The sequence below is a fragment of the Canicola haemoglobinophilus genome, assembly GCF_002015075.1.
GTDB classification, from domain to species: Bacteria; Pseudomonadota; Gammaproteobacteria; order Enterobacterales; family Pasteurellaceae; genus Canicola; species Canicola haemoglobinophilus.
Genome location: NZ_MUXZ01000007.1, coordinates 29,539 through 50,264 on the forward strand (window position 1 = coordinate 29,539; position 20,726 = coordinate 50,264).

The following is a 20,726-nucleotide window of genomic DNA, read 5'->3' on the forward strand; positions in this document are numbered from 1 at the left end:
CAACCTCATAGAAAAGGGGAGATAGATCTCCCCTAATGATTACAACAATTATTTTAAGAATTCACTTAAGTTGTCTTTATCAATACCAACGTAAGGAATACGAACAACACGTTTTTCTAATTTCCAGTTTGTTCCTTCTGTTGCTGGTTTGTCTTGCGCTAAATTTTTCGCAAGTTGAACCACTGCTTTACCTTGGTTAACACCATCGTTTAACACAGTACCAGCCATTTCGCCTTTCTTAATTAACTGTAATACTTCTGGTAGTGCATCAACACCGAAGATTGGTAATTTTTTACCATGTGCTTTAGTTGCTTCTAATGCACCCATCGCCATACCATCATTGTTAGAAATGATCACTTCGATGTCATTTGCTTTAGAGCTAGATAACCAAGCATCAACTTTATCTTTTGCCATCGCAGCATCCCACATACCAGTATCAATGAACAATTGTTCTGATTGAATACCTTGAGCGTTTAATGCTTCAATTACATATTTGGTACGCGCTTCAGCATCTGGGTGACCAGGTTCACCTTTTAATAATACATATTGAATTTTGCCATCTTTATTTAAATCATAAGCAGAATTCGCTTTCCAGTGTTTAGCAATTAAATCTCCTTGGATAAGGCCTGATTCTTTTGGATCTGTACCTACATAATAAGCATGATCATAGCTTTCAATTGCTTTCGCACCTGGATCTTTATTGAAGAAAATAACTGGAATATCTTCTGCTTTAGCTTTTTTAATCACAGTTGGTGCAGCAGCTGGGTCCACTAAGTTAATTGCTAAAGTTTTAACACCTTTAGAAATTAATACATCAACTTGGTCATTTTGAATAGATTGTGCATTTTGTGAGTCATTCATTAAAAGGTCTAAGCCGCCTACAGCTTTTGCTTCTTTATCAATTTCTTGGCGCATTAATGCCATAAAGTTATCGTCATATTTGTAAATGGTTACACCAATACGATCAGCTGCTTGTGCTGCAATTGCACTAAAACCTACTGCTAAAGCTACCGCACTTAATACTGTTTTTTTCATAAAATGCTCCTTGAATGGATTGAGAAATAGATATTCTTACCAGTACTTAACCTCATAATTGGTAAGTTGTGGTAAGAATAGCGGAAAATGAGTAATAAGACTGTGATCCGTTTCACATTTATAGAAATTCATGAAAACGATTTCATGAAATGCTAAAAATTAAGGATTTTCTACAGAAAAACGGCGTACTAAAGTTGGGTTAAATTGAATATGAGCAGGCTCAGCGATTTGATTATCGACTAAACTTAATGCCAGCTTGGCGGCATAAGTTGCCATTAAATCAATAGGATAGCGTACAGTGGTCAATTTGGGAATTAAATAGCGTGCGATAGGCATATCATCAAATCCAATAATAGAAAATTGTTTCGGAACTTGGATATTATTTTCATTTAACACTGAAATTGCACCAGCCGCCATACTGTCGTTATACGCCACAACAGCAGTTAGGTTTGAGTTATAACTTAATAAATTAATCATGGCTTCTTCGCCACCTTCAAAATCAGGGGTGCTGTGTGCAATTGCATGTTCAAATATAGGTAGTTTATGATGTTCTAAGGCATTTAAATAGCCATTAAAGCGATCCTTCTCATCAGAAATCTGATGATTTGAGCCAATGTAGCCAATATGTTTATGCCCGAATTTAATTAGCATTTCAGTGGCAAGAAATGTACCTTTGCTATTGTCTAAACTAACACAACGACTTTCATAACCTTCAATCACTCGATTGATAATTACCATACCAGAAATCCGTTGTAAATATTGGCTAAGCTCTTGATCACTCAAGGCTTTTGAATGAACAACTAAGCAACTACAACGCTTGCGTAATAAAGTATCTATGGCATTTCTTTCTTTTTCTGCGTTGTGATAACCGATGCCAATTAAGATACTTTTTTCGTGTTCTTCTGCAACTTTATCTACGGCTTTAACCAAAATAGCAAAGAAAGGATCTGTCACATCAGTTACCACAACACCGATAGTATCTGTATTCTGTAAGGCTAGAGCTTGTGCATTAGCGTTTGGATGATAATTTAATTTTTCTACCGCACTTTGTACTGCTAGACGGGCTTTTTCACTGGCTGAGGGATGATTATTCAGCACTCGAGAAACCGTTGCAACAGAAACGCCAGCATGTTTAGCCACATCATGAATAGTGATCATTTGTTCCCCCAGACAGTTTAAAATTTATATAAATTCCACTGTATCATAACCAAATAAATTATTTTTGGAAACGGTTACTAAAGTAAAATAAAACCTAGCTCACAAAATTCTTATTAGACCTATCAGCCATAATTAATAATTGTGATATAGATCACAGTTAAATAAAAGGGCGATGTGATAGCATAGCAGCCAATTTATTTGTAATCGTTTACATTATTTGTAATAAAGATTAATTTTTGAGGGTATAAAAATGAGTGAAATGACCGAGTTTGTTGCAACAGAACATCCACATCGACGCTACAATCCTTTGACTGAACAATGGGTTTTGGTTTCGCCTCATCGTGCCAAAAGACCTTGGCAAGGTCAGCAAGAAAAAACAACAGATGAAAATAAACCTTGCTATGATCCTGCTTGTTATCTTTGTCCGGGCAATAAACGTATTACAGGGGAGCAAAATCCAAGTTATACCAAACCTTTCGTATTTAAAAATGATTTTTCTGCGTTGTTAGAAGATACGCCAGCGCCAGAAAAAACGGATGATCCGTTGTTTCAATCTAGCCAAGCTTGCGGCGAAAGCCGAGTCATTTGTTTTTCACCAGATCACAGTAAAACCTTGCCATTACTAACAGTAGAAGAAATTTTTGAGGTAGTAAAAGTTTGGCAAGAACAATTAGAAGAACTTGGTAAAAAATACCAATGGGTGCAAATTTTTGAAAATAAAGGTGCTGCCATGGGGTGTTCTAATCCGCATCCACATGGACAAATTTGGGCAAATAGTTTTTTACCAAATGAAGTTGCTCGAACAGATAATGCACAACGCAATTATTTGAATAAACATGGTTCTGTTTTACTCATGGATTACCAAAAACGTGAAAGAGAGCTACAAGAAAGAGTCGTAGTTGAAACGGAATATTGGGTTGCCGTAGTGCCTTATTGGGCGGTTTGGCCATTTGAAATATTGCTTTTACCAAAAATTCACGTCAAACGTTTAACAGACTTAACTGAGGAACAAGCAAAAGATCTCGCTTTGGCGTTAAAAATGGTAACGACTAAATACGATAATTTATTTGAAACCTCTTTCCCTTACTCTATGGGTTTCCATTTTGCGCCTTTCAATAATGAAGATAATGAACATTGGCAACTCCATGCGCATTTCTATCCGCCTTTGTTACGTTCAGCAACAGTGCGTAAATTTATGGTGGGTTATGAAATGCTAGGAGAAAGTCAGAGAGATTTAACTGCTGAACAAGCAGCTGCCAGATTGCGTGAATTAAGCGATGTTCATTATAAAAATAAATAAATTTAATGGAGTGATAACATGACTCAACAAAATCCACAACAACAAGCAAAGCAATTATTTAGTGAAAAATTTAACCGCACTTCTGAACTTAATGTTTATGCACCGGGACGAGTAAATATCATAGGCGAGCATACCGATTATAACGATGGGTTTGTTATGCCTTGTGCGATTAATTATGGCACAGCAATCAGTGGCGCAAAACGAGATGATCATCTGTTTTGTGTCTATGCGGCAGATTTAAAGGAATATGACGAATTTGATTTAAGCCAACCTATTGAACCAAAAGCAAAGGCAAAATGGACTGGCTATGTTCGCGGTGTGGTGAAGTTTATTCAACAACGTTGCACAGAGTTTCAGCAAGGTGCAGATTTAGTGATTTGTGGCAATGTGCCACTTTCAGCAGGTTTAAGTTCTTCCGCTTCTTTAGAAGTGGCAGTGGGAAAATTTTGTCAGCAATTGGGGGATTTAGCCTTAACAAATACGGAAATTGCTTTGATTGGTCAACAAGCAGAGAATAAATTTGTAGGCGCAAATTGTGGCAATATGGATCAACTCATTTCTGCATTAGGTCAAAAAGATCATCTTCTTATGATTGACTGCCGCTCTTTAGATACCGTGGCAACACCAGTGCCTGAAGATGTTGCTGTTATGATCGTGAATTCTCATGTGAAACATGATTTAGTTAATGGCGAATATAATACACGCCGTCAGCAATGTGAAATGGCTGCAGAGTTTTTTGGTGTGAAAGCATTGCGTGATGTTTCTGTTGAGCAGTTTAAGCAAAAAGAAGCAGAATTGACCGCACTTGATCCCGAAATGGCAAAACGGGCTAGACATGTTGTGACGGAGAATGAGCGTGTGTTACAGGCGGTTCAAGCCTTGCAGCAAGGCGATCTGCAACGACTAGGGGAGTTAATGTATCAATCTCATGACTCAATGCGTGATGACTTTGAAATTACCGTACCTGAAATTGATTATTTAGTGGAGCTTGCACAAGTCGTGATTGGTAAAAATGGCGGAGTTCGTATGACCGGTGGTGGTTTTGGCGGCTGTATTGTTGCTATTGCACCACAAGACAAAGTTGAGGCCGTTCGCCAAATTATTGCCGACAATTATGAAAAACAAACAGGCTTGAAAGAAGATTTCTATGTTTGTACCGCTTCGCAAGGGGTTGCAATATGTTAAGCGATTGTTTAGCTAAAGAACATCAAGAGGGCATTGCCCCTGATGGTCAACCTTTCCGCATTTTTACCTTAACCAATGCGAAAGGGATGAAGGTGCAATTTATGGATTGGGGCGCAACTTGGATTTCGTGCCAAGTGCCTGTTGGCAGCGAAATGCGTGAAGTTTTGCTCGGCTGCCAAGTGAATGACTATCCTAAGCAGCAGGCTTATTTAGGGGCAAGTATTGGGCGTTATGCTAACCGTATTGCCAATAGTCAATTTGAGTTAAATGGTAAAGGATATTTGCTGGCAGCCAATCAAAATCAGCATCAACTTCATGGTGGCCAAGGTTTTGATCGTCAGCGTTGGTATTTGGAAAAGTGCGGTGGAAATTCCATTACTTTTTCTCATTTTAGTCATGATGGCGATCAAGGCTTTCCTGGTAATATGCATGTTTTTGTTACTTATTCTTTGAGTGAAAATAATAAAGTTAAGATTGAATACGAGGCAATTTGCGATCAGGATTGTCCGATTAATTTAACCAACCATGCTTATTTTAATTTGAATAATGCTGTTGAAGGTTGCGATATTCGGGGACATTCATTACAACTTAATGCGGACTATTTTTTACCTGTGGACAGCGCAGGAATTCCAAATGCAGAGTTAAAATCGGTTGAAGGAACAAGTTTTGATTTTCGTGAGGAAAAGCCAATTGGTTTGGATTTTTTACAAGAAGAGCAACAGTTGGTAAAAGGCTATGATCATTCTTTCTTACTTAATCAAAATGATGAAAAAACTTGTGCAATTTTGACCGCACTTGATCGTTCATTGACTATGAAAGTGACGACTTCTCAACCTGCATTACAAGTTTATACAGGGAATTTTTTATCCGCTACGCCAAACCGCCAAAATGGGCAATATGCTGATTATGCGGGGATTGCATTAGAAACCCAGTGTTTACCTGATACGCCAAACCATCCTGAGTGGTGGAAATATGGTGGTATAACCAAAGTGGGTGAAAAATATTATCATTGGACGAAATATCAATTTATAAGTTAGCGTTTTGAGCAATATTTTTATTGCATTAAAGGGAGATATATTATCCAGATAACTCCCTTCTTTTTTATTTCTTTCCTATCATATTTTTACGCTAGATGTTTTTCCTTTCCTTATTTTTCCTAGTTATTCCTAGCAAAATGTGGTAATTTTCATCGGTCAATAAGACGGACACAATATTAGAGTTTATGAGTAACGACGAACAGATTAATACAATCACTGAAAATGAAACAAAGAAAAGTTTCTTTCAATCTTTATTTGGGCGCTTTTTTCAAGGGGAATTGAAAAATCGTCAAGAATTAGTAGATGTCATTCGAGATTCTGAACAAAATGAGCTAATTGATCAGAATACAAGGGAGATGATCGAAGGGGTTATTGAAATCTCTGAGTTGAGAGTACGTGACATTATGATTCCTCGCTCACAAATTATTTTTATTGAAGGCGATCAAGATCTTGATGCTTGCCTTGATGTCATTATTGAAAGTGCACATTCTCGTTTTCCTGTGATCAGTGATGAACGAGATAATATCGCAGGGATTTTGCACGCTAAAGATTTGCTCAAGTTTTCTCGTTCCAATGCAGAACAATTTGAATTGCAAAGTCTATTGCGCCCAGCGGTCATTGTGCCTGAGAGTAAACGCGTGGATCGTATGTTAAAAGATTTTCGTGCTGAACGTTTTCACATGGCGTTAGTGGTTGATGAATTTGGTGCAATCTCAGGTTTAGTGACCATTGAAGATATTTTAGAACAAATTGTTGGCGATATTGAAGATGAGTTTGATGAAGAAGATGTTGCCGATATTCGCCAGCTTTCTCGCCATACTTATGCGGTACGAGCGTTGACAGATATTGATGATTTCAATGAGCAATTTCATACCCATTTTGCTGATGAAGAAGTGGATACGATTGGGGGCTTGATTATGCAAGCATTCGGTTATTTGCCAAAACGTGGCGAAGAAGTCGTGCTAGATAATTTAAGTTTTAAAGTTACTTCTGCGGACAGTCGCCGTATTATTCAAGTACGAGTGACTGTGCCAGATGAACAACTTGTAGAAAGTGAAAAAACAGAATAACCAACAATGAAAAATTATCTCGTATATTTTATTGCTATGTTAACAGGGGGATTAGGCGTTTTAGCCTTTTCCCCTTTTGATCTCTGGCCTATTGCCTATCTGTCATTAGCTGGTCTAATTTGGGTAGCCAAAAATCCACAAAAAAAGACCGCACTTCGTGCTAGTTTTTTATGGGGATTGAGCTTTTTTAGTATTGGTGTGAATTGGCTCAATGTCAGTATTCATCAATTTGGTGGAGCACCATTATTTGTTAGCTATTTACTCGTGATTTTACTTGCCGGATATTTAGCACTTTATCCTTTGTTGTTCACTTATTTAGTTCAGCGTTTTAAAGTACAAAGTTTGGCGATTTTTCCAGCCATTTGGACATTGACCGAATTTTTGCGTGGCTGGGTATTTACGGGCTTTCCTTGGTTACAATTTGGCTATACTCAACTTGACACACCATTTGCTGCGTTAGCCACATTATTTGGTGTCGAAGGGCTTACCTTCTTTGTCATGTGGGTAAGTGCGGTGATTTTTAGCCTAGTTTCGCAGTTAATGCAAAGTAAGAAACAATGGCTGATTATTGTTACTCATAGTCTATTACTGGCAGTGATGTTAGGTTTGAGTGCGGTAACCTCTTCACTTAAATTTGTGCAAGAAAATCCACAAAAATCCTTAAATATCACCTTAGTACAAGGAAATATCGAGCAACAACTAAAATGGGATCCTAACTATTTTTATCAAACTCTTGATATTTATCAGCGTTTAATTAGCCAAAGCTTAGATCATTCTGATTTGATTATCTTACCTGAGGCGGCATTGCCTGCATTAGAAAATCATATCCAGCCTTATTTGCAAAATTTACAACAAGTGGCGCAAGACAAAGGCGTGGAAGTGATGATTGGTACGGTTTATCAAGATGAAACTAAAGGTAAATTGCTCAATTCTATTGTGAATATTGGTAATGCGGAGATGCCTTATCATATCAATACGGAAAACCGTTATGCGAAACATCATCTTGTGCCTTTTGGCGAATATGTGCCACTGGAAAAGTTATTACGCCCACTAGGTTCTGTTTTTAACTTACCAATGTCAGCATTCGAGTCAGGCGATGTTATTCAACCGCCCTTTTTAGCCAAAAATAGCCGTTTTACACCAGCAATTTGCTATGAAATTATTTTTGGCTCTCAGTTACAACAAAATTTGCGTAAGCAAAGTGACTTTATTTTAACTATTTCAAATGATGCTTGGTTTGGCGATAGCATTGGACCTTGGCAACATTTGCAAATGGCAAGAATGCGAGCACTTGAGCTGGGAAGACCTGTTATTCGTGCGACTAATACTGGTATTACGGCTTTTATTGATGCGCAAGGTAAAATTGTTGCACAGGCGCCACAATTTGTAGAAACAACCTTAACTCACAAAATAGCTGCAACAGAAGGTATGACGCCTTATGCGATGCTAGGAAGTAAACCATTGTACTTATTGATTTGTTTATTAGTGTTATTTAGAAGTTTAGGTGCATTAGTACGCAAAAAATTGAAGCAAGGATAACAAATAAAGATGAGAAATGTTGGGCATAGCTGGTATAGCTGCCCGATATTTATTTGGCGAATAGATTACAGCTATTTTCCCAGATTGTTTCTGCGATGAGTTCGGCTGGTTCTTTTCTTAATTGACATAACTCATGGAAGACATGAACAATTCGTTCTGAGCGATTAGGTTGACCTTGAAAACCAAAAACGGGCATATCAGGGCTATCAGTTTCAAGTAATAAACTGTCCAAAGGTAATTTGGCAATAGTGTTTCTAGTTTTATTTGCGCGTTCGTAAGTGATTGTACCGCCAACACCAATTTTATAGCCTAAATCGACAAAACGTTTTGCTTGCTCATAGCTTCCAGCAAAGCCATGAACGACACCCACTTTATTTAATTTTGCGCGCTTGAGAAAGGTGAATAATTGATCATGAGATTGACGACTATGTAAGTTCACAGGCAAATCAAATTTTTGTGCAAAACTAAGTTGTACTTCAAGAAACTCACATTGTTTTTTCCATAATTCCTCGCTAATCAACTCAGCCTTCCCTCGCTCTAAACCTATTTCAGCGATTGCAGTACAAGCAGAAGATCGTTGTTCTAATGCTTGCTGCAAAAGCGCTAAGTCATTTTGACTATGTTGTTCAATATATAAAGGATGTAAACCGAGTCCATAATAAAGCTGGTTTGGAAAAAGTGCGGTCATATTTACAATATTTTTAAAATCTTGTTGTAATACTGCCGCGATGAGCATTTTCTCCACGCCCGCTTGCTCCGCATTTTGTACCAGTTGCGCTAAACTTTCTTGCGTAACCTGTTGTACATAATAGAGGTGTGTATGTGTATCGAAAAAACGCATAATTATTTGATGCTTACTTTTTGGATAATAATTTCTTATTTTGGTACATCACGATGAAAGCCTTGGCGGCCCGTCTGGACTTTAGCAATTTTATTCACAATATCCATGCCTTCTACTACTTTGCCAAAGACCGCATAACCCCAGCCTTGCTCTGTTTCAGCGGTATGATTGAGGAAGGTATTATCTACAAGGTTAATAAAAAATTGCGATGTAGCTGAATGTGGATCAGCAGTTCTTGCCATAGCAACAGAACCTGCAATATTTTTCAAACCATTATTGGCTTCATTTTTGATTGGATCATGAGTTGTTTTCTTTTGCATACCGCTACTGAAACCACCACCTTGGATCATAAATCCATCAATGACTCTGTGGAAAATTGTGCCGTTATAAAAACCACTTTGGCTGTATTGTAGAAAATTTTGGCTAGAGATTGGCGCATTTTTCTCATCTAACTCAATCACAATATCGCCTTGATTTGTATGTAAAATAACATTGGTTGCGTGGCTGAATAGGCTAAAAATAAGAGCGAAAAGTGCGGTCAAAAAAATGTGTTTTTTCATAGTTTGCCTTTGCTTCCTGAATAAACATTAGGGGTAAAAATCAGGACGCTATGCAGCGTCCTTAAAATTATTCAACCGTAACAGAGGTAATAACGACATCTTCAACAGGAACATCTTGGTGGAAACCTTTATTGCCCGTTTTCACGCCTTTGATTTTATCGACAATATCCATTCCTTCAACTACTTCGCCAAAAACTGCATAACCCCATTCTTGTACGACTGTTTTGCCGAACATTTCTTTTGCACGGTAATCAAGGAAGGTATTATCTGCTACATTAATGAAGAATTGTGCTGTTGCAGAATGTGGATCTGATGTTCTTGCCATAGCAATGGTACCACGCTTATTACTTAAACCATTGCTTGCTTCGTTTTTGATTGGCGCCTTGGTATTTTTTTCACGCAAACCACTTTCCATACCACCACCTTGGATCATAAATCCGTCAATAACACGGTGGAAAATTGTGTTATTATAGAAACCCTCTTTACAATATGCTAAAAAGTTTTCTGCGGTTGCTGGCGCTTTTTCAAAATTTAATGCTAATTTAATATCACCAAAATTGGTGTGTAATGTAATCATTTTAGATCCTTTGATTTTGTATTGTTGTAAAGGCGTTTATTATTTCATAAAGTCACAATAAGTGCTATAAAATCATCACTGCACTGGCTTTGCATCCCGATAAATTAACGATTTCATTCAATTATAGAGAACAAGCAAATGTTAAAAATTTTTAATACCTTAACGCGAGAAAAAGAAGTTTTTAAACCTATTTCAGAAAATAAAGTGGGAATGTATGTCTGTGGTGTAACTGTATATGATTTATGTCATATCGGGCATGGGCGAACTTTTGTTTGTTTCGATGTAATTGCCCGTTATTTGCGTTACTTAGGCTATGATTTGACTTATGTGCGCAATATTACAGATGTTGACGACAAAATTATTCGCCGCTCTTTAGAAAATAAAGAAATGTGCGAGCAATTAGTGGATCGTATGGTTGCAGAAATGTACAAGGATTTTGATGCTTTAAATGTTTTACGACCAGATTTTGAGCCTAGAGCAACGCATCATATTGCAGAAATTATTGCATTGGTGGAAAAATTGATTGCTCGTGGTCATGCTTATGTGGCGGATAATGGCGATGTTATGTTTGATGTGGAAAGTTTCAAAGAATATGGCAAATTATCTCGCCAAGATTTAACCCAATTACAAGCTGGAGCAAGGGTTGAAATTTCTGAAATTAAGAAAAATCCAATGGATTTCGTGTTATGGAAAATGTCGAAAGAAAACGAGCCAAGTTGGAGTTCACCATGGGGAGCTGGTCGCCCAGGTTGGCATATTGAATGTTCTGCAATGAATTGCAAACAGTTAGGTGAACATTTTGATATTCATGGTGGTGGTTCTGACTTAATGTTCCCACATCATGAAAATGAAATTGCGCAATCTTGCTGTGCTCATGGTAATCAGTATGTTAATTACTGGATTCATTCAGGCATGATCATGGTTGATAAAGAAAAAATGTCTAAATCCTTGGGTAACTTTTTTACCATTCGTGATGTGTTAAATCATTATGATGCGGAAAGTGTGCGTTATTTCTTGTTGACAGCTCATTACCGTAGCCAGTTGAATTATAGCGAAGAAAATCTAAATTTAGCGCATGGTGCATTGGAACGTTTATATACCGCCCTGCGTGGCACAGATAAAAGTGCGGTTGCTTTTGGCGGAGAAAATTTTGTTGCGCAATTCACGGAAGCGATGAATGATGATTTTAATACGCCAAATGCAATTTCTGTTTTATTTGAAATGGCTCGTGAGATTAATAAATTAAAAAATGAAGATAAACTTCTTGCTGATGGTTTAGCGGCTCGTTTGCGTGAATTAGCAGGTGTTTTAGGTCTGTTAGAGCAAGATCCAGAAGATTTTTTACAAGCAGGATCAGATGATGCGGAAGTTGCTAAAATTGAAGCATTGATTAAGCAACGTAATGAAGCACGTCAAGCAAAAGATTGGGCAAGTGCCGATGCGGTAAGAAATGAATTGACTGCAATGGGAATTGTGTTGGAAGACGGTCCAAGTGGAACAACATGGCGTAAAATTTAGTGATGTATTTAGAGATTAAATGGGCGATGTATTCGCCCATTTTTATATACTAGAAACAGTTAATTTTTATTCATCAGCTGAATAATATAATTTTCCAATTTCAATTTTCTGACGGCCATTTGCCTCACGCCATTTGTTTGTATCTCGTAAAGAATAAACGCAGCCGCAGTATTCCTGTTGATAGAAACGTTCACGTTTACTAATTTCAATCATGCGCTGTGAACCACCGCCCTTACGCCAGTTATAATCCCAATAAACCACATCATCATATTTTTCTGCGGCACGATGTCCACAACCATTAATTTGGTTCATATCTTTCCAGCGAGAAATCCCTAAACAGCTAGTAAAAACAGGAAAACCATTTTCATGAGCATATTGAGCAGCTTTTTCAAAACGCATATCAAAGCACATGGTGCAGCGAATTCCACGCTCAGGCTCATCTTCCATGCCTTTAGCACGATCAAACCAATTTTGACGGTCATAATCGGCATCAATAAATGGAATTCCCCATTTTTCAGCAAAGCGGATATTTTCTTCTTTGCGAATTAAATATTCTTTTAATGGATGAATATTTGGGTTGTAAAAATAAATAGTGAAATCGATCCCTGAGGCATGAATAGCTTCCATTACCTCGCCAGAACAAGGGGCACAACAAGAATGTAATAATAATTTATTATGCCCATCTGGCAATTCTAATTTAGGACGCACAAAAGGTGCATTGGGATCTTTTCGTTCTTTTTTACGGCGATTTTGCACATCAAAGTGCGGTTGTTTTTGTTCTGGTTTTGAAGTGTTCATATCTTTGTTCATAAAGCTTGTTTAACTAAACTAATAATATATTCAAGATTTTTGTCATCTGACATTGTAATTTCATAATCTCCAGTTCCCCAATGCCCTACACTAGATACATCTCGAGCAAGCTTTTTAGGATCATCAAGAGCGCCTTTTTTCATATTCAAGTATATTTTTAGAGACTTCCTGTTAATACATATACCCAAAATATTTCGTTTATCATTTTTAAAGGCTACATAGAGTTTTTGTGCCACAATATTGAACTCAGGAAAGAGATTGAGTAGTGCTTGTTTAAAATCATCATATAATTCAATGATTTCTTCAGGTTGATCTTGTAAATGATCTTGTTCTAAATAGGTTTTAATTTCTTTGCTAATTTCAGATAATGCTAAATTTTTCTCTGAGCTAGATAATTTCACACTTGGCGCTGAGCTAGATTTGTCGATTCCATTGATTAGGATTATATCTTGTTCAAAGCGTTTTATTTCCCATAACTCAATATTGAGATCTTTAAAATCAACAGCTTGTTTTTGATGATTATTGAATTTAGGGGAAACAAAGACTACTTTACTTTGAGACCAGTCAACTTGATCTTTGCGTAATTTTTTATCTAAGCTTTCGTTATATTCCAACACAAAATCTGCTTGATATCTTAATAGAGTATTAAGATAGGATACCCCTTGATCGAAGACACTGTAATTATGTGAGCGCTTATATTCAATGATGACAAAAGACTTACTTTCTAAATCAAATGCTAAAGTGTCAATACGTTGATTTTGAATAGAAAATTCTGATTTGACGAGTTCTAGCCCTGTAAGTTGGTTTAGATTTTGTTCAAATAAATCTTGGATTTCCCGCTCAAGTTTGAAGGGTTTTTCATTGAGGTCTAATAACTGTTTTTTACTATATTGGAATAGTCTAGTCATTAATAGCTTCTCTCTACGGATAAATAAGCCAAGGAAATCAAGGCTTGTTTATATTGGCTATCTGGTAAGCAAGCAATTGAATCTACAGCTTTTTGTGCTTCTTCTCTTGCTTTATTCATTGCATAATCTAACGATTTTTGCTCAGCCATGATTGCAAGCACATCGTCTAAAATATCACGCTTACCGCCTTGTTCAATTGCTTCACGAATTAAGGCTGATTGTTCAGGTGTACCATTATGCATCGCATGTAATAATGGAAGTGTTGGTTTACCTTCTGCTAAATCATCACCAATATTTTTCCCTAAAGTTACCGCACTTGCACTGTAATCTAAAACATCATCAACTAACTGAAAAGCTGTGCCTAAGTAGCGTCCATAGTTCTGTAAGGCGATTTCTTGTTCCGTATTACTTTGTGCTGTAATAGCGGCACATTGCGTGGCGACTTCAAACAAGCGAGCTGTTTTACTGTAAATAACGTTCATGTAATTATCTTCGCTTGTTTCTGGATCATTAACGTTCATTAATTGCTGCACTTCACCTTCTGCAATAACGTTTGTAGCATCAGACATGATTTGTAAAATACGTAATGAATTGAGCTGTGTCATTAATTGGAATGCTCGTGTATAAATAAAATCGCCTACTAATACACTCGCAGCATTGCCAAATTCAGCGTTAGCTGTTGGATTTCCTCGGCGCATATCAGACTCATCAACAACGTCATCATGTAATAAAGTTGCGGTATGAATAAATTCAACGAAGGCTGCGCAAGTAATAGGTTCATCACCTTGATAATTTAAGGCTCTTGCCGCAAGCAACGCAATCATAGGACGGATGCGTTTGCCACCGCTTTGAATAATGTAATAACCAAGTTGGTTAATGAGAGCGACATCTGAATTAAGTTGTGCTAGAATTGTCGCATTCACTTTATCCATATCTGTTTTGATCAGAGATTGGATTGCATTGATATCCATTGGGTTCATTTTTTCTATCATGCTGAAATTATCATAATTAAGCTAAAAGTGCGGTTGATTGTACCTGATTTTCTGGGGTTTCTGAAAGTAAACTCAACAAAATAAGATTTTTTTTATTTTCTGATTAAGAAAGGCTTGCTATCAGTTCATTTTTTACGTAGAATTTGCGCCCTATTTATATGAATTTTGATGTGCTAAATGAAATGACATTTTAAGCACAATTATCTAGCGGAGTATTTATGTACGCAGTTTTCCAAAGTGGCGGTAAACAACACCGTGTAAGCGAAGGTCAAGTTGTTCGTTTAGAAAAACTTGAATTAGCAACAGGCGCAACTGTTGAATTCGATTCAGTGTTGATGGTCGTTAATGGTGAAGATGTTAAAATCGGTGCACCAGTAGTTGCTGGCGCAAAAGTCGTAGCTGAAGTTGTGGCGCAAGGACGTGGCGATAAAGTTAAAATCGTTAAATTCCGTCGTCGTAAACACAGTCGTAAACAACAAGGTCATCGTCAGTGGTTCACAGAAGTGAAAATCACTGGGATTCAAGCATAATTTCAGAGGAGTTATAGAAGATGGCAACTAAAAAAGCTGGTGGTTCAACTCGTAACGGTCGTGATTCTGAAGCTAAACGCCTTGGTGTTAAACGCTTCGGTGGTGAATCAGTATTAGCAGGTAGCATTATTGTTCGTCAACGTGGAACCAAATTCCACGCAGGTTCAAACGTAGGTATGGGTAAAGATCATACTTTATTCGCTACAGCTGACGGTAAAGTAAAATTTGAAGTTAAAGGCGAGAAAAGTCGTAAATACGTTTCTATCGTAACTGAATAATTTTATTGATATAGAGTTATGCCCCGCAAGAATATTGTGGGGCTTTTTATTTGTGTAGAAAATTAAATGCTTTATTGCCCTATACTTTTACGCTTATGGGGATAGTGCTATTATGCGTAAGTTTTGCACTTATATAGGAGGGAAAATATGAAACAGCAACCCTTACTTGGCTTTATATTTGCTTTAACTACAGCAATGGCCTGGGGGTCTTTACCTATTGCATTACAGCAAGTTTTGAATGCTATGAGTATGCAGACGATAGTTTGGTTTAGATTTGTTGTTGCTACGGCTGCATTAGCTATTTTCCTTGGATTAGCAAAAAAATTGCCTAAATTATCTGATCTCAATCGCTATTTTTTTGGTTTGGTTATATTGGGTATTATAGGGTTATCAGGAAACTTTAGTTTATTTAATACTTCACTAAAATTTATTGACCCCTCTGTTGCTCAAATTTTTATCCATTTTTCTTCTTTTGCAATGCTATTTTGTGGGATTGTGATTTTTAAAGAAAAGTTAGGATTACATCAAAAGATAGGTTTAGTTATTTTAATTATTGGGCTTATTTTATTTTTTAACGAGAGAGCGGAGCAGTTATTTGCGATTAATATCTATTCCATTGGTGTTTTTTTAAGTCTGTCTGCATCACTAATTTGGGTAACTTATGGACTTGCGCAGAAACTACTTTTACGCCGTTTTAATTCTCAACAGATTTTATTGATGATTTATACTGGTTGTGCCCTCGTGTTTACTCCTTTTGTTGAAGTTGAACAAGTACAAAATCTAAGTACTTTTACACTGGTTTGTTTTATTTATTGTTGTTTAAATACATTGATTGGTTATGGTTCCTATGCCGAAGCATTAAATCGTTGGGACGTTGCAAAAGTAAGTGTTGTTATAACTTTAGTGCCTTTGTTTACTATTTTATTTGCCCACTTACTACATTTTATATATCCACAGCATTTTACCGCCCCTGAGTTAAATACACTCAGTTATATTGGTGCTTTCATTGTTGTGCTGGGCGCAATGATATCGGCTATTGGGTATAAATTTATTAAGAATAAAAATTAGGAGAAAAGATGAAATTTATTGATGAAGCGCTTATTCGCATTGAAGCAGGAGATGGCGGTAATGGTTGTGTCAGTTTCCGTCGTGAAAAATTTATACCCAAAGGTGGACCAGATGGTGGCGATGGCGGAGATGGTGGCGATGTCTATTTGGTTGCAGATGAAAATTTAAATACATTGATCGACTACCGTTTTGAAAAACGTTTTGCTGCTGAGCGTGGCGAAAATGGACGTAGCTCAGATTGTACTGGTCGTAGAGGTAAAGACATTACATTAAGAGTGCCTGTTGGAACAAGAGCTATTGATAACGATACCAAAGAAGTGCTTGGGGATTTAACTAAGCATGGTGCAAAAATGCTAGTAGCTAAAGGTGGTTACCATGGGCTAGGTAATGCTCGCTTTAAATCTTCTGTCAATAGAGCTCCTAGACAAAAAACTAATGGTACGCCAGGTGAAAAACGTGACTTACAATTGGAGTTAATGTTGTTAGCTGATGTGGGTATGTTAGGATTACCTAATGCTGGAAAATCAACCTTTATTCGAGCTGTTTCTGCTGCTAAACCGAAAGTTGCTGATTATCCTTTCACTACTTTAGTACCAAGCTTAGGGGTAACTCGTGTTGATGCGAACCGTAGCTTTGTTGTTGCAGATATTCCGGGCCTGATTGAAGGTGCATCCGAAGGTGCAGGATTAGGAATTCGTTTTTTAAAGCATTTAGAACGTTGTCATGTTTTAATTCATCTTGTTGATATTGCTCCTATTGATGAAAGTGATCCAGCGGATAATATTGCGATCATAGAAAGTGAGCTATTTCAATATAGCGAAAAATTAGCTGATAAACCTCGTTGGTTGGTTTTCAATAAAATTGATACGCTTTCTGATGAAGAAGCAAAAGAGCGAGCTGAAGATATTGCTGAACGCTTGGGCTGGGAAGATGATTATTACTTAATTTCAGCCGTAACAGGTAAAAATGTAGATTCTTTATGCCGTGATATTATGGACTTTATTGAGGCAAATCCACGTCAAGAGCAAGAAGAAATCGAAACGCAAGAAGTGAAATTTAAATGGGATGACTATCACCAAGAGCAATTATCTGAGCATAGTATCGCTGAAGATGACTGGGAAGATGATGATTGGGACGATTGGTCAGAGGAAGACGAAGAAGGTGTAGAAATTATCTATAAACCTTAAAAATAACGAAAGTGCGGTTATCATTACCGCACTTTCTTACTTACAGATAACATTCTGAAGCATTTTGATGCTTTTCTTTATATTCTTTTCAGCTAATTCTTTACCTTTTTCTCTTTCCTGAGCTTGCACATTTTTTGCTAGATCTTGATCTTGTATATTAAAGATAGGTGCATATTGCATATTATTTATATCCATTTTGGAATATGCTGTTGCTCCAGTGATACTTGCGTAGTATTCATTTTTAGGTTTATCAATGTAATAAGTTCTAGAGTCAGTAATTTCCACACCATAATTGGATCCAAAACCGTTACAAACCCCAGCTCCAGATTCAAAAATTGTATGAGATATTTTACTTTCTGATGTTTGATAAACTTCAAATTCAATACTATTTCCAAGAAGTTTTGCATCATTATGAGAGCTATCTGGATTGAGAGAGCCGTTTTTATGGGTTAAATAAGATACTTTTTCATTTTCTGCTAATTCATCAAGCTCTGAGAACCTGAAGTGTTTACTATGAGTTAAGTTGCTTTTATTTACTGGCGAGGCAGTTTTTGCATGTGTACTCATTGCTAAAGGTATTAGTGCTAAGCTTGTCATAAACCATTTTATTTTTTTTAACTGATATATCTTCATAGCTCATAAAACTCTATTGGCAAATTGTCAGGATCTTTAAAGAAAGTAAATTTTTTTCCAGTTATTTCATCAATTCTGATAGGCTCACTGAAAATACCTTTTGATTTTAAATAACTGACAGCGTTATCTATATTGTTTACTTTAAAAGCTAAATGGCGTAAACCGCAGCTTTCGGGATAACTTAATCTTTCTGGTGGATTAGGGAAGGAAAACAATTCAATTTGGCTTCCATCAGAAAATGTCAGATCTAATTTATAACTATCTCGTTCTTCACGATAAGTTTCATTAATAATACTTGCGCCTAATATTTCCGTATAAAATTTTTTAGATTTTGCATAGTTGGAAACAATAATCGCAACATGATGAAATCCAATAATAGTAGGGGATAACATAAAATTAGTTCATAAAATAGACTTAGAGACGAGATTTTATCTGATAAAGATTTTTATGCCTAGCACTTTTTCTGCATGCTGAGATAATTTCTTGCTTGCTTGCTTGCTTGCTTGCTTGCTTGCTTGCTTGCTTGCTGTAAGTTATTGATATAAATGAATTTATGAGGTAAAGAAACTTTACCTCATTGTATATGGTGAGTTTTATTATTTGTTGTCTTCTTTAATGGCATCACGAGCGGCACGAATACTTTTTTCAATTAACGGTACTCGAGGATCGTTTTCAGGCATCAAACGCAACATCATTGCCCAAGTTACCGCTGCCATTTTATATTCTTCGGATTCAAAATATTGGAAAGCAAGAAGGCTCAAGGCTTGCATATTGGTATGATCAATACGCAATACTTCTTTTAGTAATTCCACGCCTTTTTGTTTATCTGATTGATCTTCTGAGAACATTAGAATACGAGCAAAAGAAAGTTTATATTCAATATTTTCTGGTGCTAATTTATTCGCTTGAGAGAAACTATCAAAAGCAAGTTGTCCTTTGTTGAGGTTCATTGCAATTTGACCCAAGGTCCACCAATCAGCCGCATTATTTGGCTCTTTTTGAAGTTTCAGGCGCAATGCTGTGGCAAATTGTTGTAGCTCATTTTCATCTAATGGCTTACTTTCTTCCTCTTTTACTCTTTCATAAAAGTGCGGTAGTTTTTCATAAGTTTTTTCTAATATGATTTCTTCTTGCCAAGAACCGACACTCATATAAGCTAAAGGGGCAATAATCGCTAAGGTTAAAAATCCAGAGAAAAACCAAATCTTTCCATAATGTTTATTGGTCTTTTCTGCGTTAGATTTTTTTGGAATATCCTCTAGCAAGGCTTGTTGTAGCTCGGTTTTAAGTTGTTGACTATTTTCTAATAGACCACGTTGTTCATCTTCTTCAATTTCTTTCAAACGGTTGAAATAAAAGGCTTTATTTAATTCATCACGTTTTAAGCTATCCGCTTTTTCCCGTCTATTGCTAAGGAGTGGATAAAAGCAAATAAACGCAACAAACAATGTCAATAAAAGGCTGATTAACCAAAAATTCATTTTTATTCCTGTTCTTTTAATAATTCTTCTAAGCGTTTTTGTTGCTCATGAGTTAAAATTGGTTGAGTTTCTACCGCACTTTTTGTAGTTCCTTGGTTAGATTTGCGGCGTAACACAACAAAAATTCCCAAAATAACTAAAGTTAAAGGCGCAACCCATAAAATAATTGTTGCGCTTGTTACAGGCGGATTATAAGTGACAAAATTCCCATATCTCTCAACCATATAGTTGATAATTTCCTGCTTGTTTTGACCTTCTTTTAATAGCTCATAAACTTTTGCACGCATATCCACTGCAATGGTTGCATTTGAGTCAGCAATATTATTATTTTGACATTGTGGACAACGTAGCTCTTGCGTTAGGGATTGATAGTCTTTTTCTTGCTGAGCAGAACTAAATTCGAGTACATCAATCGCCGCTTGTGCGGAAAAGCTGAGAAAAAGAGCGGTCAGAAAATAACGTAATTTTGTCATCATTTTTGCTCACTTAGTTTTTGATAAATTGGCTGTAATTTTTCTTTCCAAACTCGTTCATTGACATCGCCTGTATGACGGTAATGAATAATGCCATTGCCATCGACAATGAAGGTTTCCGGTGCGCCGTAAACGCCAAGATCGAGACCAAAAGATCCTTTTTCATCTTTAATCACAACTTGATAAGGATTGCCTAAATCCTTGAGCCACTTTATCGCTTTATCTGTTTTATCTTTATAATCAATGCCAATAATGTTAATGCCTTGTTTGTGCAACTCATTGAGAAATTGATGTTCTGCATAACAGGTCGGGCACCAAGTCGCCCAAACATTAACGAGCAAAGGTTTACCTTGCTTGAATAGACTATTGTCATATTGCTTGTCTGTAAATAAATCAGTGAGTGATTTATTAGGTACAGTTTTGCCAATCAAGACACTTTCTAAAGCCTTTGGATCATCGCCTTGTGCATTACGTTGCAATTGCACAAAAAAGGCAACTGCAAGTCCAAGGAATAAAATCAATGGTATATAGAGTTTTTTATTCATA

The 20,726-nt window shown here is 36.7% G+C and carries 23 protein-coding genes; 10 read left to right on the forward strand and 13 right to left on the reverse strand.

Annotation, left to right across the window (positions count from 1 at the left end):
- Nucleotides 1–48: 48 nt before the first annotated feature.
- Nucleotides 49–1,035, reverse strand: a complete 987-nt coding sequence (gene mglB, locus B0186_RS02615) for a galactose/glucose ABC transporter substrate-binding protein MglB (RefSeq protein ID WP_078217844.1) — start codon at nt 1,033–1,035, stop codon at nt 49–51.
- Between the two features lie 159 nt (nt 1,036–1,194).
- Nucleotides 1,195–2,193: a substrate-binding domain-containing protein gene (locus tag B0186_RS02620; RefSeq protein ID WP_078217845.1), complete on the reverse strand. Its 999-nt coding sequence runs from the start codon at nt 2,191–2,193 to the stop codon at nt 1,195–1,197.
- A 250-nt stretch (nt 2,194–2,443) separates the two neighbouring features.
- Here B0186_RS02620 and galT point away from each other — a divergent pair, with 250 nt between their 5' ends.
- The 5 genes from galT to lnt all read left to right on the forward strand — a co-directional run bounded on the left by galT (nt 2,444) and on the right by lnt (nt 8,324).
- Nucleotides 2,444–3,493 carry a galactose-1-phosphate uridylyltransferase gene (gene galT, locus B0186_RS02625; protein ID WP_169832914.1) on the forward strand — a complete coding sequence of 350 codons (1,050 nt, stop codon included), beginning with the start codon at nt 2,444–2,446 and terminating at the stop codon, nt 3,491–3,493.
- A gap of 18 nt (nt 3,494–3,511) precedes the next feature.
- The gene (gene galK / locus B0186_RS02630) at nt 3,512–4,678 is read left to right on the forward strand and encodes a galactokinase (RefSeq protein ID WP_078217846.1); all 1,167 of its coding nucleotides are present in this window, start codon (nt 3,512–3,514) and stop codon (nt 4,676–4,678) included.
- On the forward strand, nt 4,672–5,715 hold the full coding sequence (gene galM, locus B0186_RS02635) for a galactose-1-epimerase (RefSeq protein ID WP_078217847.1): 1,044 nt from the start codon (nt 4,672–4,674) through the stop codon (nt 5,713–5,715). The genes galK and galM overlap by 7 nt, the downstream gene beginning before the upstream one ends.
- Nucleotides 5,716–5,900: 185 nt before the next feature.
- Nucleotides 5,901–6,785: a CNNM family magnesium/cobalt transport protein CorC gene (corC, locus tag B0186_RS02640; RefSeq protein WP_078217848.1), complete on the forward strand. Its 885-nt coding sequence runs from the start codon at nt 5,901–5,903 to the stop codon at nt 6,783–6,785.
- Between the two features lie 6 nt (nt 6,786–6,791).
- Nucleotides 6,792–8,324: an apolipoprotein N-acyltransferase gene (gene lnt / locus B0186_RS02645; RefSeq protein ID WP_078217849.1), complete on the forward strand. Its 1,533-nt coding sequence runs from the start codon at nt 6,792–6,794 to the stop codon at nt 8,322–8,324.
- A 49-nt stretch (nt 8,325–8,373) separates the two neighbouring features.
- Here the strand turns inward: lnt and B0186_RS02650 are convergent, their stop codons facing one another.
- The 3 genes from B0186_RS02650 to B0186_RS02660 form a co-directional block, all read right to left on the reverse strand.
- Nucleotides 8,374–9,165: a TatD family hydrolase gene (locus tag B0186_RS02650; protein WP_078217850.1), complete on the reverse strand. Its 792-nt coding sequence runs from the start codon at nt 9,163–9,165 to the stop codon at nt 8,374–8,376.
- Between the two features lie 35 nt (nt 9,166–9,200).
- The gene (locus B0186_RS02655; protein ID WP_078217851.1) at nt 9,201–9,725 is read right to left on the reverse strand and encodes a peptidylprolyl isomerase; all 525 of its coding nucleotides are present in this window, start codon (nt 9,723–9,725) and stop codon (nt 9,201–9,203) included.
- Between the two features lie 67 nt (nt 9,726–9,792).
- A complete protein-coding gene (locus tag B0186_RS02660; RefSeq protein WP_078217852.1) occupies nt 9,793–10,302 on the reverse strand; it encodes a peptidylprolyl isomerase in 510 nt (169 codons plus the stop codon).
- Between the two features lie 138 nt (nt 10,303–10,440).
- On the opposite strand from B0186_RS02660, the gene cysS reads away from it, so the two are divergent.
- On the forward strand, nt 10,441–11,820 hold the full coding sequence (cysS, locus tag B0186_RS02665; protein ID WP_078217853.1) for a cysteine--tRNA ligase: 1,380 nt from the start codon (nt 10,441–10,443) through the stop codon (nt 11,818–11,820).
- A 66-nt stretch (nt 11,821–11,886) separates the two neighbouring features.
- Here cysS and B0186_RS02670 read toward each other — a convergent pair whose 3' ends face one another.
- From B0186_RS02670 to ispB, 3 genes are read right to left on the reverse strand one after another with little or no spacing between them, the layout of a single operon-like run.
- On the reverse strand, nt 11,887–12,618 hold the full coding sequence (locus tag B0186_RS02670; protein WP_078217885.1) for an epoxyqueuosine reductase QueH: 732 nt from the start codon (nt 12,616–12,618) through the stop codon (nt 11,887–11,889).
- 8 nt (nt 12,619–12,626) lie between these two features.
- Nucleotides 12,627–13,538, reverse strand: a complete 912-nt coding sequence (locus B0186_RS02675) for a DUF5655 domain-containing protein (protein ID WP_078217854.1) — start codon at nt 13,536–13,538, stop codon at nt 12,627–12,629.
- Complete coding sequence (gene ispB / locus B0186_RS02680; RefSeq protein ID WP_078217886.1) at nt 13,538–14,509, reverse strand: octaprenyl diphosphate synthase; 972 nt, start codon at nt 14,507–14,509, stop codon at nt 13,538–13,540. Before ispB ends, B0186_RS02675 begins: the two co-directional genes overlap by 1 nt.
- Before the next feature lie 239 nt (nt 14,510–14,748).
- Here ispB and rplU point away from each other — a divergent pair, with 239 nt between their 5' ends.
- The 4 genes from rplU to cgtA all read left to right on the forward strand — a co-directional run bounded on the left by rplU (nt 14,749) and on the right by cgtA (nt 17,593).
- On the forward strand, nt 14,749–15,060 hold the full coding sequence (gene rplU, locus B0186_RS02685) for a 50S ribosomal protein L21 (protein WP_005695431.1): 312 nt from the start codon (nt 14,749–14,751) through the stop codon (nt 15,058–15,060).
- A gap of 20 nt (nt 15,061–15,080) precedes the next feature.
- Nucleotides 15,081–15,338: a 50S ribosomal protein L27 gene (gene rpmA / locus B0186_RS02690; protein ID WP_005626413.1), complete on the forward strand. Its 258-nt coding sequence runs from the start codon at nt 15,081–15,083 to the stop codon at nt 15,336–15,338.
- Nucleotides 15,339–15,485: 147 nt separating this feature from the next.
- The gene (locus B0186_RS02695; protein ID WP_078217855.1) at nt 15,486–16,406 is read left to right on the forward strand and encodes a DMT family transporter; all 921 of its coding nucleotides are present in this window, start codon (nt 15,486–15,488) and stop codon (nt 16,404–16,406) included.
- An 8-nt stretch (nt 16,407–16,414) separates the two neighbouring features.
- Nucleotides 16,415–17,593: an Obg family GTPase CgtA gene (gene cgtA, locus B0186_RS02700; RefSeq protein WP_078217856.1), complete on the forward strand. Its 1,179-nt coding sequence runs from the start codon at nt 16,415–16,417 to the stop codon at nt 17,591–17,593.
- A gap of 36 nt (nt 17,594–17,629) precedes the next feature.
- Here cgtA and B0186_RS02705 read toward each other — a convergent pair whose 3' ends face one another.
- From B0186_RS02705 to B0186_RS02725, 5 genes are all read right to left on the reverse strand, one after another.
- Nucleotides 17,630–18,190 carry a hypothetical protein gene (locus B0186_RS02705; protein ID WP_078217887.1) on the reverse strand — a complete coding sequence of 187 codons (561 nt, stop codon included), beginning with the start codon at nt 18,188–18,190 and terminating at the stop codon, nt 17,630–17,632.
- A gap of 32 nt (nt 18,191–18,222) precedes the next feature.
- Entirely contained in the window at nt 18,223–18,618 is a 396-nt protein-coding gene (gloA2, locus tag B0186_RS02710) for an SMU1112c/YaeR family gloxylase I-like metalloprotein (RefSeq protein WP_078217857.1), read from the reverse strand.
- A gap of 204 nt (nt 18,619–18,822) precedes the next feature.
- Nucleotides 18,823–19,707: a c-type cytochrome biogenesis protein CcmI gene (ccmI, locus tag B0186_RS02715; protein WP_078217858.1), complete on the reverse strand. Its 885-nt coding sequence runs from the start codon at nt 19,705–19,707 to the stop codon at nt 18,823–18,825.
- A gap of 2 nt (nt 19,708–19,709) precedes the next feature.
- Nucleotides 19,710–20,180, reverse strand: a complete 471-nt coding sequence (locus B0186_RS02720) for a cytochrome c-type biogenesis protein (RefSeq protein ID WP_172459645.1) — start codon at nt 20,178–20,180, stop codon at nt 19,710–19,712.
- Entirely contained in the window at nt 20,180–20,725 is a 546-nt protein-coding gene (locus tag B0186_RS02725) for a DsbE family thiol:disulfide interchange protein (RefSeq protein WP_078217860.1), read from the reverse strand. The genes B0186_RS02720 and B0186_RS02725 overlap by 1 nt, the downstream gene beginning before the upstream one ends.
- Between the last annotated feature and the right edge of the window lies 1 nt (nt 20,726).